The organism is Bradyrhizobium sp. Bra64 (assembly GCF_024519875.1).
In the GTDB taxonomy this organism is placed as follows: Bacteria; Pseudomonadota; Alphaproteobacteria; order Rhizobiales; family Xanthobacteraceae; genus Bradyrhizobium; species Bradyrhizobium japonicum_G.
The window spans coordinates 95,001-110,374 of record NZ_JALJRD010000006.1; the positions used below are offsets into that span (position 1 = coordinate 95,001).

General features: G+C 62.7%; 9 protein-coding genes, 1 rRNA gene and 1 riboswitch. Of the genes, 3 read left to right on the top strand and 7 right to left on the bottom strand.

The annotated features are described in order from the left end of the window. Positions 1-5: 5 nt before the first annotated feature. Positions 6-1,494 (bottom strand): 16S ribosomal RNA (locus NR187_RS19240). 939 nt (positions 1,495-2,433) lie between these two features. On the opposite strand from NR187_RS19240, the gene NR187_RS19245 reads away from it, so the two are divergent. Continuing rightward, positions 2,434-4,497 (top strand): M23 family metallopeptidase, encoded by a 2,064-nt coding sequence (locus tag NR187_RS19245; RefSeq protein ID WP_211381255.1) that lies wholly within the window; start codon positions 2,434-2,436, stop codon positions 4,495-4,497. A 197-nt stretch (positions 4,498-4,694) separates the two neighbouring features. Here the strand turns inward: NR187_RS19245 and NR187_RS19250 are convergent, their stop codons facing one another. From NR187_RS19250 to clpB, 3 genes are all read right to left on the bottom strand, one after another. Beyond that, positions 4,695-6,071, bottom strand: coding sequence for a hypothetical protein (locus tag NR187_RS19250; protein ID WP_211381254.1), 1,377 nt, complete (start codon positions 6,069-6,071; stop codon positions 4,695-4,697). Between the two features lie 25 nt (positions 6,072-6,096). Then, positions 6,097-7,146 carry a hypothetical protein gene (locus NR187_RS19255; protein ID WP_211381253.1) on the bottom strand — a complete coding sequence of 350 codons (1,050 nt, stop codon included), beginning with the start codon at positions 7,144-7,146 and terminating at the stop codon, positions 6,097-6,099. Positions 7,147-7,435: 289 nt separating this feature from the next. Then, on the bottom strand, positions 7,436-10,087 hold the full coding sequence (clpB, locus tag NR187_RS19260) for an ATP-dependent chaperone ClpB (protein WP_211381252.1): 2,652 nt from the start codon (positions 10,085-10,087) through the stop codon (positions 7,436-7,438). Positions 10,088-10,344: 257 nt separating this feature from the next. Between clpB and NR187_RS19265 the strand changes: the two genes are divergently transcribed. Beyond that, the gene (locus tag NR187_RS19265) at positions 10,345-11,133 is read left to right on the top strand and encodes an MOSC domain-containing protein (protein ID WP_211382383.1); all 789 of its coding nucleotides are present in this window, start codon (positions 10,345-10,347) and stop codon (positions 11,131-11,133) included. 154 nt (positions 11,134-11,287) lie between these two features. On the opposite strand, the gene NR187_RS19270 is transcribed toward NR187_RS19265, so the two are convergent. Continuing rightward, complete coding sequence (locus NR187_RS19270; protein ID WP_211381251.1) at positions 11,288-12,064, bottom strand: TIGR02594 family protein; 777 nt, start codon at positions 12,062-12,064, stop codon at positions 11,288-11,290. A 215-nt stretch (positions 12,065-12,279) separates the two neighbouring features. Between NR187_RS19270 and NR187_RS19275 the strand changes: the two genes are divergently transcribed. After that, positions 12,280-13,143, top strand: coding sequence for an alpha/beta fold hydrolase (locus NR187_RS19275; RefSeq protein ID WP_256807298.1), 864 nt, complete (start codon positions 12,280-12,282; stop codon positions 13,141-13,143). An 18-nt stretch (positions 13,144-13,161) separates the two neighbouring features. Here NR187_RS19275 and metW read toward each other — a convergent pair whose 3' ends face one another. Next, positions 13,162-13,824 carry a methionine biosynthesis protein MetW gene (metW, locus tag NR187_RS19280; protein ID WP_211381249.1) on the bottom strand — a complete coding sequence of 221 codons (663 nt, stop codon included), beginning with the start codon at positions 13,822-13,824 and terminating at the stop codon, positions 13,162-13,164. A gap of 2 nt (positions 13,825-13,826) precedes the next feature. After that, positions 13,827-15,029 (bottom strand): homoserine O-acetyltransferase, encoded by a 1,203-nt coding sequence (locus tag NR187_RS19285; protein ID WP_211381248.1) that lies wholly within the window; start codon positions 15,027-15,029, stop codon positions 13,827-13,829. A 90-nt stretch (positions 15,030-15,119) separates the two neighbouring features. Then, a riboswitch (SAM riboswitch) is annotated at positions 15,120-15,199 on the bottom strand. Positions 15,200-15,374 lie beyond the last annotated feature (175 nt).

The following is a 15,374-nucleotide window of genomic DNA, read 5'->3' on the forward strand; positions in this document are numbered from 1 at the left end:
CTTAGAAAGGAGGTGATCCAGCCGCAGGTTCCCCTACGGCTACCTTGTTACGACTTCACCCCAGTCGCTGACCCTACCGTGGCCGGCTGCCTCCCTTGCGGGTTAGCGCACCGTCTTCAGGTAAAACCAACTCCCATGGTGTGACGGGCGGTGTGTACAAGGCCCGGGAACGTATTCACCGTGGCGTGCTGATCCACGATTACTAGCGATTCCAACTTCATGGGCTCGAGTTGCAGAGCCCAATCCGAACTGAGACGGCTTTTTGAGATTTGCGAAGGGTCGCCCCTTAGCATCCCATTGTCACCGCCATTGTAGCACGTGTGTAGCCCAGCCCGTAAGGGCCATGAGGACTTGACGTCATCCCCACCTTCCTCGCGGCTTATCACCGGCAGTCTCCTTAGAGTGCTCAACTAAATGGTAGCAACTAAGGACGGGGGTTGCGCTCGTTGCGGGACTTAACCCAACATCTCACGACACGAGCTGACGACAGCCATGCAGCACCTGTGCTCCAGGCTCCGAAGAGAAGGTCACATCTCTGCGACCGGTCCTGGACATGTCAAGGGCTGGTAAGGTTCTGCGCGTTGCGTCGAATTAAACCACATGCTCCACCGCTTGTGCGGGCCCCCGTCAATTCCTTTGAGTTTTAATCTTGCGACCGTACTCCCCAGGCGGAATGCTTAAAGCGTTAGCTGCGCCACTAGTGAGTAAACCCACTAACGGCTGGCATTCATCGTTTACGGCGTGGACTACCAGGGTATCTAATCCTGTTTGCTCCCCACGCTTTCGTGCCTCAGCGTCAGTATCGGGCCAGTGAGCCGCCTTCGCCACTGGTGTTCTTGCGAATATCTACGAATTTCACCTCTACACTCGCAGTTCCACTCACCTCTCCCGAACTCAAGATCTTCAGTATCAAAGGCAGTTCTGGAGTTGAGCTCCAGGATTTCACCCCTGACTTAAAGACCCGCCTACGCACCCTTTACGCCCAGTGATTCCGAGCAACGCTAGCCCCCTTCGTATTACCGCGGCTGCTGGCACGAAGTTAGCCGGGGCTTATTCTTGCGGTACCGTCATTATCTTCCCGCACAAAAGAGCTTTACAACCCTAGGGCCTTCATCACTCACGCGGCATGGCTGGATCAGGGTTGCCCCCATTGTCCAATATTCCCCACTGCTGCCTCCCGTAGGAGTTTGGGCCGTGTCTCAGTCCCAATGTGGCTGATCATCCTCTCAGACCAGCTACTGATCGTCGCCTTGGTGAGCCATTACCTCACCAACTAGCTAATCAGACGCGGGCCAATCTTTCGGCGATAAATCTTTCCCCGTAAGGGCTTATCCGGTATTAGCACAAGTTTCCCTGTGTTGTTCCGAACCAAAAGGTATGTTCCCACGCGTTACTCACCCGTCTGCCGCTGACGTATTGCTACGCCCGCTCGACTTGCATGTGTTAAGCCTGCCGCCAGCGTTCGCTCTGAGCCAGGATCAAACTCTCAAGTTGGACTTGAACTTTGAACCGGCTGATCACAACGTTTGACGAGGTCCCACCATTTTTCATCGACCGAAGTCGACGAGCTGCCCGCGATTCACATCGCTGGCAACGATGGTGTAACCTTAAAACGTGTACCGCCGAAGTCTTTCGTCCCCTCTCAGAACTCAAAAGCCGAAGCTCTCAAGTATTCCGAGAGGCGCAAGGACTCCGCCGTCCACGTTTCTCTTTCTTCATCTTCACTTGTCAAACAGCCCGGGACCAGTAGGCCCCAACCTTCCGTAGAGGAAGGGTTCCGACACCCTTACCGACGATGGATGAACTCCAATCGACTTACGTCGACTGTTGTGTCACTCAACAAGGTGAGGAGCATCAGTGGCGCGTTCGCTCGCCTTGGTCAGTGACCCGGCGGCGCCGCGCTCAGTGGTCGGGTTATAGGCCCCACCCATCGGGATTGTCAACGCCCATTGTCAACAAATCGTCGCACGATGGATCGTTGATAAAATTCATGCGATTCCAGTTGGTTAGGAGGGGTCTGGGCGCGCGATCCGGGCCGGCGCGGTGAAAAAATCCAAAAAAAGTTTGGCCTCCATGGGGACTCCGGGAGGGGCTCCGGCGGCGGCTTGCAGCCCCGCCGTACTTGAGCCACAATCCCGCGGCGTTCTGGTAGAGACGAAGCTTGAATCGCAGGGATGCCAGTGGGGGCTGCCTGCGGTTTGCGTGGGGTCCGAGGAAGGCGATCATACGATGAAGCGGCCTTCTTCAGACATTCGAGAGACATCGAGAGATCTTTTTCCGCTTAGCTGTTCGTAATTTCGGCCGGCCTGTCATCAGGGCCTTCGGACCGCGGACGCCTGTGCGGCTTTCCTCTTTCCAGCGATGCCCCCGAAGAGGGCAGCCTGGGGAGGGGTTCGAAACCGGGCTCTTGGGTCGTTGATTGGGGGACTTGGGTTGAACCACAGGACGTCACGCGGCGCTTACGGGCGTGAGACCGGGATCATCGATCTCGGCCACGAGCCGCCGCTGTCCGTCGACGGTTCTGAAGCTGCCGTCATCGATCGCCGCCGCGTCTCCGTGCAATGGTTCAGCGGGACAATCCTGACCGGACTTTGCGGCGCAGCCCTGATCGGCGGTGCCGTTTTCGCATCACTCGACGGCGAGATGACCTTCGCCAAGGTGCCCGAGCGCGTCGAAGGCGCGCTGCGCGGCGCATTCGGCGCAGCCGACCGCGCCGCCACCCTGCACAAGAGCGACCGCCTGCCGCCGCCGAGCGAATCCACGGCCTCGCGCAACATCGTGCGCGTCTCCACCGTCGCGCGCGTCGGCAATCGCGACGTGATGCGGGTGCGTCCCTTCGTCCGGATCGCCGGCAATCTGTCGATGACGACAAGCGATCTGTCGGCCAAGATCCCGCCGTTCAACGCCCAGCGCATGCTCACCGACGTCGGCTCCGATCCGAAGACCGCATCCGACGATCCCAACAATCCGGAAGCGGTCGAACCCGACGCCGAGGTCTCCTTCGTCACCAAGGACCTGTCGTCGGTGCTGCCGAAGGCCAAGATTTCCGCGGTGGTGGCGCTCGACGACATCCTGATGCGGGTGCGCGACGCCGCCAACTGGCGCGGCAATGGCGGGGTGCGCTACGCCTCGCTTGCCAATGCCGCGGCCGACATCTCCGGCACGACCGGCCCGTCCGACATGAGAAGCGCCTACGCCAGCGAAGCGTCGCCGTCCGATCCCTATGCCGGCTTCGAGACGCGCGTGGTGCCGGAAAACGTCACGCTGCTGCCGAAGACCAAGGAGCAGATCACCGGCGGCAATCCCAACGGCGAACGCGTCCACGTGGTCAAGAAGGGCGACAGCGTCGCTGGCGTGCTGCGCGATCTCGGCGCCACGGCTGACGAGATCAAGGCGATCGCCGCGACGCTCGGGCCGCGCGGCCGCGACGGCGGCCTCAAGGAAGGCGAGAAGCTGCGCATCCTGATGGCGCCCTCAAGCCCCGGCGCAAGGCTGCAGCCCTACCGCGTCGTCATCGCCAACGAGACCATGGTCGAGGCGATCGCGGCGCTGTCCGATCTCGGCAAATACGTCGCGGTCGACGTCTCCAGCATGAACACCGTCGCCGACGCTGCGGCCAACGCCAACAGCGACGACGATGACGACGATGACGGCACCGGCGTGCGGCTCTACCAGAGCATCTACGAGACCGCGATGCGCAACAAGGTGCCGATGCCGGTCATCGACGACATGATCAAGATCTACTCCTACGACGTCGACTTCCAGCGCAAGGTGGCGCCGGGCGACTCGTTCGACGTGTTCTACGCCGGCGAGGACGAGGGCGTGACCGCAAGCGAGAAGAACGAAGTGCTGTTCGCCTCGCTGACGGTCGGCGGCGAGACCAAGAAATACTACCGCTACCAGAGCCCCGACGACGGCGTCGTCGACTACTATGACGAGACCGGCAAGAGCGCGAAGAAGTTCCTGGTCAGGAAGCCCGTCAACAACGCCATCATGCGCTCCGGCTTCGGCGGCCGCCGCCATCCGATCCTGGGCTATGTGAAGATGCACACCGGCGTCGACTGGGCCACCGCCTACGGCACGCCGATCTTCTCCGCCGGCAATGGCGTGATCGAAAAGGCCCAGCTCGAGGGCGGTTACGGCAAATATATCCGCATCAAGCACAACAACGGCTACGAGACCGCCTACGGCCACATGTCGGCCTTCGCCAAGGGCATGGAGCCGGGCAAGAAGGTACGGCAGGGCCAGGTGATCGGCTTCGTCGGTTCGACCGGCCAGTCGACCGGACCGCACGTCCATTACGAAATCCTGGTCAACGGCCGCTTCGTCGACCCGATGCGCGTAAAGCTGCCGCGCGGCCGTTCGCTGGAAGGCCCGATGCTGGCCGGCTTCGAGAAGGAGCGCGACCGGCTCGACGGCATGATGAGCGGCCGCGGCGGCGCCATCGCCCGGATGTCGGACGCAACCGGCGGCCCGTTGCAAGTGACGAACCGGTAAACTCCGGAGGGGCGGTCGGCTCTCTCGAGCCGACCTCGCTGCACCCACGAGAAGCATCGCAGGCGCGCGTCGATCGCTTTCGTCAAGCCAGCAAAGTGAAGCCGGCGACGCTCCTGGAGCACGACGTCATCAGGCCCGCCAGCCGATCCGATGACGGGCACCGTCGCGAACGACACCAACAACGGTGTGATCCAGTGTCAAACGAAAGCCGTGGGCTTCAGCGAGAAGAACAGCACTTGCAATCCATTTGCCTCGTAGTGCTGTTGAAACGATCCAATGCTGAAGTTCTGCGCGAACGCGGCGTGACCCGAGCTGTTCGAAAATATCTGAGTGGCATCGACACTGCCACTCGTCTCGCCGACGATGCCGGTATGTCCATGGTTTACGCCGACAGTGGGAGCGATGATCACATCCCCTGCCCGAGCGTCTTTTTTTGACTTCAGCCGGGTATGGCCAGCTTTCAGGGCTTCGAACAACCCATCGGTGCCCAGCCCGTTGTCACCATGTCCTTCGGTGGAAATGGGCTTGCCGAGAGCAATACGTGCAACCTCATTCACGGCCCAGGCACAAGCCAGATTGCCGTTCTGCGTGCCCGGCACATTGCGCGTGCTGTGGCCGACGAACGCTCGCGCCGCCGCGAACATTTTAGCCCGTGCTTCGCTGCTGGTCGCAGGCGCCGTACCCGGAGGCCCCGAGATGATCGATGGATCCTTGCGAACGGCCTTGTTCAGTTCGCCCGCCACGGCATCCGGGATATCAGGTCCCGCTTGGACCGGAAGAACGACGGTATCGTTGAGGATCGCTTGGGCAACCGCTCCGCCAACGCTCCGCAACAGGCTTTGACCGCCATCGTCCGAACCGACAAGGTTGATCACCCAATAGAGCGTATCTCCATAGGCGGTCACAACGGCCAGGCTTTGAGCCATGTTCGCGGGCAGGATTGCAGCACTGACGGCTCTGATGTCGATTGCAAGCGCCGGCGGTGTCTCGGGCGCCGCTATTTGTGCTCCCTCCGGCATCGGAATTCGAAGCGTGCAGTTGTCATCCGTGTCCAGGTGGAGCGCGTGCGCCAGGCCGGGCGAAAGATCAGCAATGCGGCCTGTTGCAACGTTGGGTCCCCAATCCGCCGGACTTGCCGTGACCGACTTCCCGTTTGCGGACACCGTGACCGTGGCCCCGCGCAGGAAGTCTTGCGGAGTAACGGAATAATCCCAACGGCATGCAAGATAGTTGAAGCCCGGGTTGAGGCGTCGCGCGAGTCCGGTCGTGCCCTGCGGTTGCGCGTCGAGGAAAAGCCCGGCAGGTGCCGTGCCAGCGTTCGCGGCATCGTAAATTGCCAGCCCCTCGTTCGCGCCAACCCCCATATCCTGCGGGCCACCGAAGATCGACATCTTGCCGCTTATGATGACGCTCGTTTGCGGACCGGGATCAATGAAGGTGGCTTCAACCGAAAACTTGCCTTTGGAATCATTGATAGCCGTAACGATATTGGCACCGTCTTGTGCAAAACTCTTGACGATTGCCTTGAGGCTCTCTTCCGGAACCTCATTCATAACCTGTATTTCTAAACTCATTTCATTGCCCTCGACGAAACGTGGCCTACAATTTCCCGGCCGCCTTGAGCTGTCCCACGACATTCTGCCGTTGAGTGGCCAATTCCTTGCTTTGCAGGAAGCGCGTGAGATCGCGCGGCGTACGCAACGGTTGACCGGTCGCCGGGTCGGTGATTTGCGCCAACAACGGCGCAAGCTGGTTCACTCGATCGGCATCACGTTCGCCAGTTCCATTGGGATCGAGGAACTTCATGAGAATAACGGTCGGGTTATCGGGCCCGAAGGTCGAGGAAATTCGGGTCGCTTTCGGGACAGTCGCGCTCGGCGCTGTCATGTTGCTAACGACAACACCCCTCTTCGCCGCCGCCGGGGCGTCGCTGTGAACGAGCGTCGTCGTGATGTTGATGGTTGCCTCGATAGTGGTGGGCATGCACAGGCGGAGATAATTACGCAGCAAATAGATCGCCGTCGGCTGATCCGGCACCGCCCAGTCTTGAATCTTCTTCCGATATTCTCCCTGGGAATCATAGACCACTTGCTGGATCGTCGACTGGTTCACCGCAATGAGCAGGCGCGAATTCCAATTCGCATAGGTTGCGCTCGCAAGCCCGAACGCCGCCGTCACAATATTGAGTGCGTCCGGATTCGATCCTGTCACGGTCATGATCGTATGGACCGCGGTGTTGACCGCCGATATTTCCGCCAAAATCGGCTCGCGGTCGCGGCGTTTCGCGTCGATCCACAACAGGAAGCCGTCGCACCGTTGATCGATGTCGTTCATGCCGGCTTGCACGAAACCTCTCCAGTCGCCTCCGCAATTCTGGCCGGCCTGACTGCAGATGAACTGAATATATTCGTTCAGGAGTTGCGCCTGCCTCGCTGCGTCGGGCGAATACAGATCGGCACCAGCACCCTCGGTGATGTAGCGCCGTTCCGTGACCGGATCGCAGGCCGACACGGTCAACGCCGTGAAGACGCACGCCACAAGTCGCAGCAACACGGTTCGCAATGGGAAACGCACATTCGATCTATCGCCGACGCGTGACCGGCCAGCCGCGCAGAACCTCGACGCCAACACTTCACTGACGCTACGCATCGACGCAATCCCATTAAATAATTATTGGGGATTGTGGCGAGTCTTGAGCAGATTGTTCAAGTGAATTTATGCACGCTCTCAGAGAAAGCGCAGGGCGTGTTCTATTTATAACACACCGCCCTTGCGTGCGCCGGAGCGACACAGCCCTCGGTTGTGCCATTGGCCCTGCATACGGTGCGAAAAATCTACCGCGTTGTCACGCGAGGCAGATTGCTCGCATTGCGTGTACAAAAAAACCTCCCCGCATCGCGGGGAGGTTTGGACAGCTTCAGTTCGTCGTTTCGCGAAATCAGTTCAGCTTGCGCTTCGTCACCGGCGCCTCGAACTGGGCGATCTCCGCAGTCTGCGGCGCCTTGCCGTTGAAGGTCAGCACGTTGCCTTCGGAGGAGATTGCAACGCTGTCGCCATCCCTGACGTCGCCAGCCAGGATCATCTCGGCCAGCGGGTCCTGGAGGTGGCGCTGGATCACCCGCTTGAGCGGCCGGGCGCCGTAGGCGGGATCCCAGCCCTTGGCGGCGAGCCAGTCGCGGGCCGCGGTGTCGAGCGTCAGCACGATCTTGCGATCGGTCAAAAGCTTCTGCAGCCGCGCGAACTGGATCTCGACGATCCGGCCCATCTCGTTCCTCTGCAAGCGGTGGAACAGGATGATCTCGTCGACGCGGTTGAGGAACTCGGGGCGGAAATGCCCCCGCACCATTCCCATCACCTGCTCGCGCACGGCCGAGGTGTCTTCGCCCTCCGGCTGATTCACCAGAAACTCCGAACCGAGGTTCGAGGTCATGATGATCAGCGTGTTGCGGAAATCGACGGTGCGGCCCTGGCCATCGGTCAGGCGGCCGTCGTCGAGCACCTGCAACAGGACGTTGAAGACGTCGGGATGCGCCTTCTCGATCTCGTCGAACAGCACGACCTGGTAGGGCCGTCGCCGCACCGCCTCGGTGAGCGCGCCGCCCTCGTCATAGCCGACATAGCCGGGAGGCGCGCCGATCAGCCGCGAGACCGAGTGCTTCTCCATGTATTCGGACATGTCGAGGCGGACCATCGCGGTCTCGTCGTTGAAGAGATACTCGGCGAGAGCCTTCGTCAGCTCGGTCTTGCCGACGCCGGTGGGGCCCAGGAACATGAACGAGCCGGTCGGCCGGTTCGGGTCCTGCAGGCCGGCACGCGAGCGGCGCACGGCGGTTGCGACCGCACGCACGGCCTCGGCCTGACCGACGACGCGGGTGCCGAGCTGCTCCTCCATCTTCAGGAGCTTCTCCTTCTCACCCTCCAGCATCTTGTCGACCGGCACGCCGGTCCAGCGCGAGACCACCTGCGCGATGTGGTTGGCGGTAACAGCCTCCTCCATCATCTCGCCGGAGTTTTGCGTGGTATTTTCCTTGGCCTCGAGGTCCGCGAGCTGCTTCTCGAGCTGCGGGATCCGGCCATAGGCCAGCTCGCCCGCCTTCTGGAATTCGCCGCGCCGCTGCGCGTCGGCGAGATCGACGCGCAGGGCGTCGAGCTCGGACTTCAGCTTCTGGGCGTCGGAGAGCTTGTTCTTCTCCGCGCTCCAGCGCGCGGTGATCGCCGCGGACTTCTCCTCGAGCTCGGCGAGCTCCTTCTGGAGCGTTTCGAGACGGGACCTGGAGCCGAGATCGCTTTCCTTCTTGAGCGCCTCCTGCTCGATCTTGAGCCGGATGATCTCGCGATCGAGCGAATCCAGCTCTTCCGGCTTGGAATCGACCTGCATCTTCAGCCGCGCCGCCGCCTCGTCCATCAGGTCGATCGCCTTGTCGGGCAGGAAGCGGTCCGTGATGTAGCGGTTGGACAGGGTCGTGGCGGCAACGAGCGCGGAATCGGTGATCCGCACGCCATGGTGCTGCTCGTACTTGTCCTTCAGGCCGCGCAGGATCGAGATGGTGTCCTCGACCGTGGGCTCGCTGACGAAGATCGGCTGGAAGCGCCGCGCCAGCGCCGCATCCTTCTCGACATGCTTGCGGTATTCGTCGAGCGTGGTCGCGCCGATACAATGCAGCTCGCCGCGGGCGAGCGCCGGCTTGAGCAGATTGGAGGCGTCCATCGCACCGTCGCCCTTGCCGGCGCCGATCAGCGTGTGCATCTCGTCGATGAACAGGATGAAATTGCCCTCGCTGGCGGTCACTTCCTGGAGCACGGCCTTCAGCCGCTCCTCGAACTCACCGCGATATTTTGCGCCCGCAATCAGCGAGCCGAGGTCAAGCGAGAGCAGCTTCTTGTCCTTCAGGCTCTCCGGCACGTCGCCATTGACGATGCGCAGCGCGAGGCCCTCGGCGATGGCGGTCTTGCCGACACCGGGCTCGCCGATCAGGACGGGATTGTTCTTGGTCCGCCGCGACAGCACCTGGATGGTGCGGCGGATCTCCTCGTCGCGGCCGATGACCGGATCGAGCTTGCCGTCGCGCGCAGCCTGGGTCAGGTCGCGGGCATACTTTTTCAACGCGTCATAGGCGTTCTCGGCGGTCGCGCTGTCCGCGGTGCGGCCCTTGCGCAGCGCCTCGATGGCGGCATTGAGGTTTTGCGGGGTGACGCCGCCCTTGGCCAGAATCGCGCCGGCCTCGCTGGTCTTCTCCAGCGCGAGCCCGAGCAGCAGCCGCTCGACGGTGACAAAGCTGTCGCCGGCCTTCTCGCCGGCCTTTTCGGCGGCGTCGAAGGTACGAGCGAGCTCGGGCGCCAGATAGATCTGCCCGGCACCGCCGCCGGAGACCTTCGGCACCTTGCTCAGGGCGTCCTCGGTCGCCTTGAGAATTGCGCGGGAATTGCCGCCGGCGCGGTCGATCAGACCGGCAGCGAGCCCCTCATTGTCGTCCAGCAGCACCTTCAGCACGTGCAGGGTCGAAAATTGCTGGTGCCCCTCGCGCACAGCAAGCGACTGCGCGGACTGGATGAAGCCCCTGGAGCGTTCGGTATATTTGTCGATATTCATGGTCTTTTCTTTCCCTCGGCCTGCCCCTGGAGCCCTCTAAGGCACTCCAAACGGCATCTTCACTGGGTTTCCGCTGGCCGCGTTGACGTTCCTCAACCGGCAACGGTCGTTATCAGCCGGCGCTGGCGCCGGCCTGACCCTGATGTGGGAAGCGTGCCCTCGGATCGGAAGAGGCGAGTTCACAATTTCGTGCGCGAATCCGCGTGCTTGGCGGGGCGCCGCCGAATCCCTTAAGTAGCGGCATGACACCTGACGCAATGACGGCCCGCCAGACCGCCGAAATCACCGGCCTTTACCGCTACCCGATCAAAGGCCTGACGCCGGAGCCCCTGTCCCGCGTCTCCCTGCGAGCCGGCCAGACCCTGCCCGCCGACCGCCGCTACGCCATCGAAAACGGTCCCAGCGGCTTCGATCCCGAACAGCCGCAGTGGAAGCCGAAGATCCAGTTCCTGATGCTGGCGCGCAACGAGCGGCTGGCTTCACTCGACAGCCGGTTCGAGGACGCGACCAACCGCCTGACCATCCGCAAGGACGGCCAGATCGTCGCCAGCGGCGATCTCGAGACCGCCGCCGGGCGCGCCGCCATCGAGGGTTATTTCAGCGAGAACTTCCAGCCGGAGTTGAAGGGCCCGCCCAAGGTCCTGTCGGGCCGTGACCACAGCTTTTCCGACGTGGCCCGCAAGGTCGTCTCCATCATCAATCTCGGCAGCGTCCGCGCGCTCGAGACCATGCTCGGCGGGACCGCAGTGCACCCGCTGCGCTTCCGCGCCAATCTCTACGTGAAGGGCTGGCCGGCCTGGTCAGAGCTCGACCTGGTCGGCCAGACCCTCGCGATCGGTCAGGCCCGGTTGCGAGTGGTCAAGCGCATCGTCCGTTGCCCGGCCACCAATGTCGATCCGGAGACCGCAAAGCGCGACCTCGAAATCCCGCCGACACTCTCGCGCAATCTCGGCCACATGGACTGCGGCATCTATGCCGAGGTGATCGCCGACGGCGAGATCGGCGTGGGGGATGCGGTCGCGGTGGAACAGCCAAAGCTGGTGTGAACGAGCGACGCTGGCTCCACGCATTCCGTCATTGCGAGGAGCGAAGCGGCGAAGCAATCCAGACTATTTCCGCGGAGGGATTCTGGATTGCTTCCGCCTTCGCCAAAGGCTTCGGCGGACAAGTCGCTTCGCTCGCAATGACGAGGCAGCACCGTCAATTCGGCATCACATACGCATAGATCCGGCCGCGCGAGACCGGGGCCTCGCGGACGCGGTTGCCGTTGTTGCCGGAGATCATGATCGGATTGCCCTGCGCGTCGATGCCGGTGATGATGCCGACATGACCGCCCCGACCGCCGCGCGACATCACTGCGATGGCGCCGACCTGCGGGCCGGAGACGCGCGTGCCGTAATGCGCGAACGAGTTCGCCATGTCGGAGCCGGTGCCATGGTGGCCGGTTTTCTCAAGCACCATGTTCATGAAGCGCGCGCACCACAGGCTGCCGCGCCCGGTCGGATTGCCGCCGACGTAGCGGCGTGCCTCAGACACGAGGCCCGATCCGCCACCGAAGCTGCCGCTGCTCATGGCGTTGCTGGCCATCCCAGTGCTATCTCTCCTGGCTATCACACCGCCATCGCTCTTGGCCATTCGACGGCTGGCGCGCGTCGTCATTCCAACGCTGCCGCTGATGGTCATTCCACCGCTGCCGCCCATGATCATGCCGCCGCTATTGGCGGTCGGGTCATAGCTGGCAAAGCTGTTGCCGAATCCGCCGGCCTGCAACTGCGCGGCGCTGCGCTCGAAGCGCGAGCTGCGCGCAGTGTGCCGATAATGATGGTATCTGCTGACGTGATGCGCGTGAGCATGCCGCTCTGCGCTATGACGGTGAGGCCGTGCCGAGGCCGGAGACGAGAACGCGGCGGCCGCCGCGAAGAAGAGAGCCAGCGCGACAAGGCAGCGCGACAGGCGAGACGCAAACAACTCGAACATACTTCATCCTTCGTTGACACCCCACTTCCCAGTCGGCCCGTGCGGCGGCCGACATCCGTCTGGCCGTTAAGCCGCCGGATGTGGCGAGAAAAAGACGCCGCGACGGCGAATGGCTGCGATGATTTTGTGCCGATGCTCGTTCGATGCTGCCGCATTGCGGACAACAACATTAACTGCGATCTTCAGGATGCGGCTTGAAGAGAGGGAAACAGTTAATGCCCCACGCCACGACCAGGGACGACGTCCGTATCTATTTCGAGGAAGCGGGTCAGGGAACGCCGATTATTTTTCTGCACGAGTTCGCGGCCGACTACACCAATTGGGAGCCGCAAATGCGTTACTTCTCGCGCGGCCACCGTTGCATCACCCATTCCGCGCGCGGCTACACGCCGTCGGACGTGCCTGATGGCGATGTCTACAGCTACAAGCATTTCTACACCGACGCGCTCGCGGTGCTCGACCATCTCGGAATCGAGCGCGCGCATCTCGTCGGTCTCTCGATGGGCGCATACTCATCGCTCCAGATCGGATTGAACGCGCCGCAGCGCGCGCTGTCGATGACGCTGGCCGGAATCGGCTCCGGCTCGGAGATCGAGAACCTCGACGCCTGGCGCAGGCAGTGCCGCGCCAATGCCGAGCAGTTCGAGACGCTCGGCTCCATCGAAGTCGCAAAGGTCACACGCGAGGCGCCGAGCCGGATTCCCTTCCTGGTGAAGGATCCGCGCGGCCACGCCGAATTCTACGCCGCGCTGGCGCGCCACGACGCCAAGGGATCGGCGCGGACAATGCGCGGCTTCCAGGGCGGCCGCCCCTCGATCTACACCATGACGGAAGCGATCAGAGGCGCCGCGACACCGGCGCTGATCATCTGCGGCGACGAGGACGATCAGTGCATTGGGCCGAGCCTGTTCCTGAAGAAGCACCTGCCCGCGGCGGGGCTGGCGATGCTCCCGAAGTCGGGCCACGTGCTCAACCTGGAAGAGCCCGCGCTGTTCAACGAGAGCGTGGAGCGATTCGTGGCGCTGGTGGAAGCGGGACGATGGCCGGTCCGCGATCCACGGTCGCTTGCGGCGCATTAGCGCGAAGGCGTCACCTGACTATTTTCCTTGCCCGCGCGTGAGCAAAAACACGCCCTGCTCGCCGAACAGATTCCACACCCACCATGGCAGCCGCAGCCGCAGCGGACGGCCGTAGAGATCGAGCGCTTCGGCGCGCTCCATCTTGACACCGATGGCGTCGCAGAGCTCGATGAAATCCTTGATGGTGCAGAAATGGATGTTGGCGGTGTCGTACCAGCTGGCCGGCAGGTTCTCGGTGCGCGGCATGTGGCCGCCGATCAGGAGCTGAAGCCGCATCTTCCAGAAGCCGAAATTCGGGAACGTGACGATTGCGCGGCGGCCGATGCGCAAGAGGTTCTCCAGCACGACCTTGGGCTGCCGCGTCGCCTGCAGCGTCTGCGACAGGATCACGTAGTCGAAGGCGTCGTCGGGATAGTTGACGAGGTCGGTATCGGCGTCGCCCTGCACCACCGCGAGGCCCTTGGCGACGCAGCGGTTGACGCCCTCGCGCGACAGCTCGATACCGCGGCCGTCGATGCCGCGGGTCTCCAGCAGCTGGAGCAGATCGCCCTCGCCGCAGCCGACGTCGAGCACTTTCGAGCCCGGCTTGACCATCTCGGCGACCAGCACATGATCGGCGCGAAAATCACCGGGCTGCCCGGTCGCAACGCCGCCCAGCGGCAGCACCTCCTGTACGGACATCGCTAGCCGTCCTTGTCCTTGAGCCCGCGCGCCTTGCCCGCCGATTGCAGGAAGGCGCGGGAGATGTCGAAGAATTCGGGCACGTCGAGCAGGAAGGCGTCGTGGCCGCGATCGGTCTCGATCTCGGCGAACGAGACCCGCGCGCTCGACGCATTCAGCGCGTGCACCAGCGCGCGCGATTCCGAGGTCGGGAACAGCCAGTCGCTGGTGAAGGAGACGACGCAGAAGCGGGTCTGGATGCCGGCGAACGCTTTTGCCAGCACGCCGCCATGGTCGGCGGCGATGTCGAAATAGTCCATCGCGCGGGTCAGGTAGAGATAGCTGTTGGCGTCGAAGCGCTCGACGAAGGACGAGCCCTGGTAGCGCAGATAGGATTCGACCTGGAAGTCGGCGTCGAACGAGAAGGTCGGCAACTCGCGGTCCTGCATGCGCCGTCCGAATTTGCGATGCAGCGCCGCGTCAGAGAGATAGGTGATGTGCGCGGCCATCCGCGCCACGGCGAGCCCGCGGTGCGGGTGGATGCCGTGATCGGCATAGCCGCCACTGTGCCAGTCGGGGTCGGCCATCACGGCCTGACGGCCAAGCTCGTGGAACGCGATGTTCTGCGCCGAGTGCCGCGTCGAGCAGGCGATCGCCAGCGCGGAGAACACGCGACCCGGATAGGCCGCGGTCCATTGCAGCACCTGCATGCCGCCCATCGAGCCGCCGACGACCGCGAACAGCGTGTCGATGCCGAGCCGGTCGATCAGCATCGCCTGCGCGCGCACCATGTCGGGGATGGTGATGACGGGGAAATCGAGGCCCCAAACCTTGCCGGTCGCCGGATTGATCGAAGCCGGACCGGTAGAGCCCATGCAGCCGCCGATCACGTTGGAGCAGATGATGAAGTAGTGTTGAGGATCAAGTGGTCGGCCCGGACCGACCAGGGTCTCCCACCAGCCGGGTTTGGCAGTGACCGGATGGACGTTGGCGACATGCTGGTCGCCGGTCAGCGCATGGCAGATCAGAACAGCGTTGGAGCGATCGGCGTTGAGCACGCCATAGGTCTGGTAGGCGATCTGGAACGGGCTGAGATCGACACCGCAATCGAGCCGCAGCGGCTGCTCGATACCGAACTGCGCGACCTGCGAGCTCGGATGATCGACCTCGTGCGACCGCTCGTCGGCAGTGATCGCGGGACTCGGAATTGACTGGACGCCAACCATCTGACCATCGACCTCGTTTGCGATCGTAGTGGCGACCGCATTGACATCAGGCCATGAAAAACCCGGCCTGAACGATAGGTTCGGCCGGGATCGAAAGGGTCCCCGGCCTGTTTAGCGAGTTTTTTAACGTGGCTGCAAGCCGGCCGGCTCAAATGACCACGGAACATGCAAAAGTTACCGTCCCGGGCGGTTTTCGTCAAGTCGCGGCCCGGATCGACCAAATTCGCCTCCGAAGCGACAGCCGAAAAGGCGCCAATTTCTCTTGCATTTCTCTTTGCTTTCGCCGTTCCGACTGCCTAATCAGGACATCGACCGCAGCGGTAACGGCTCGACCGATCCGCACTG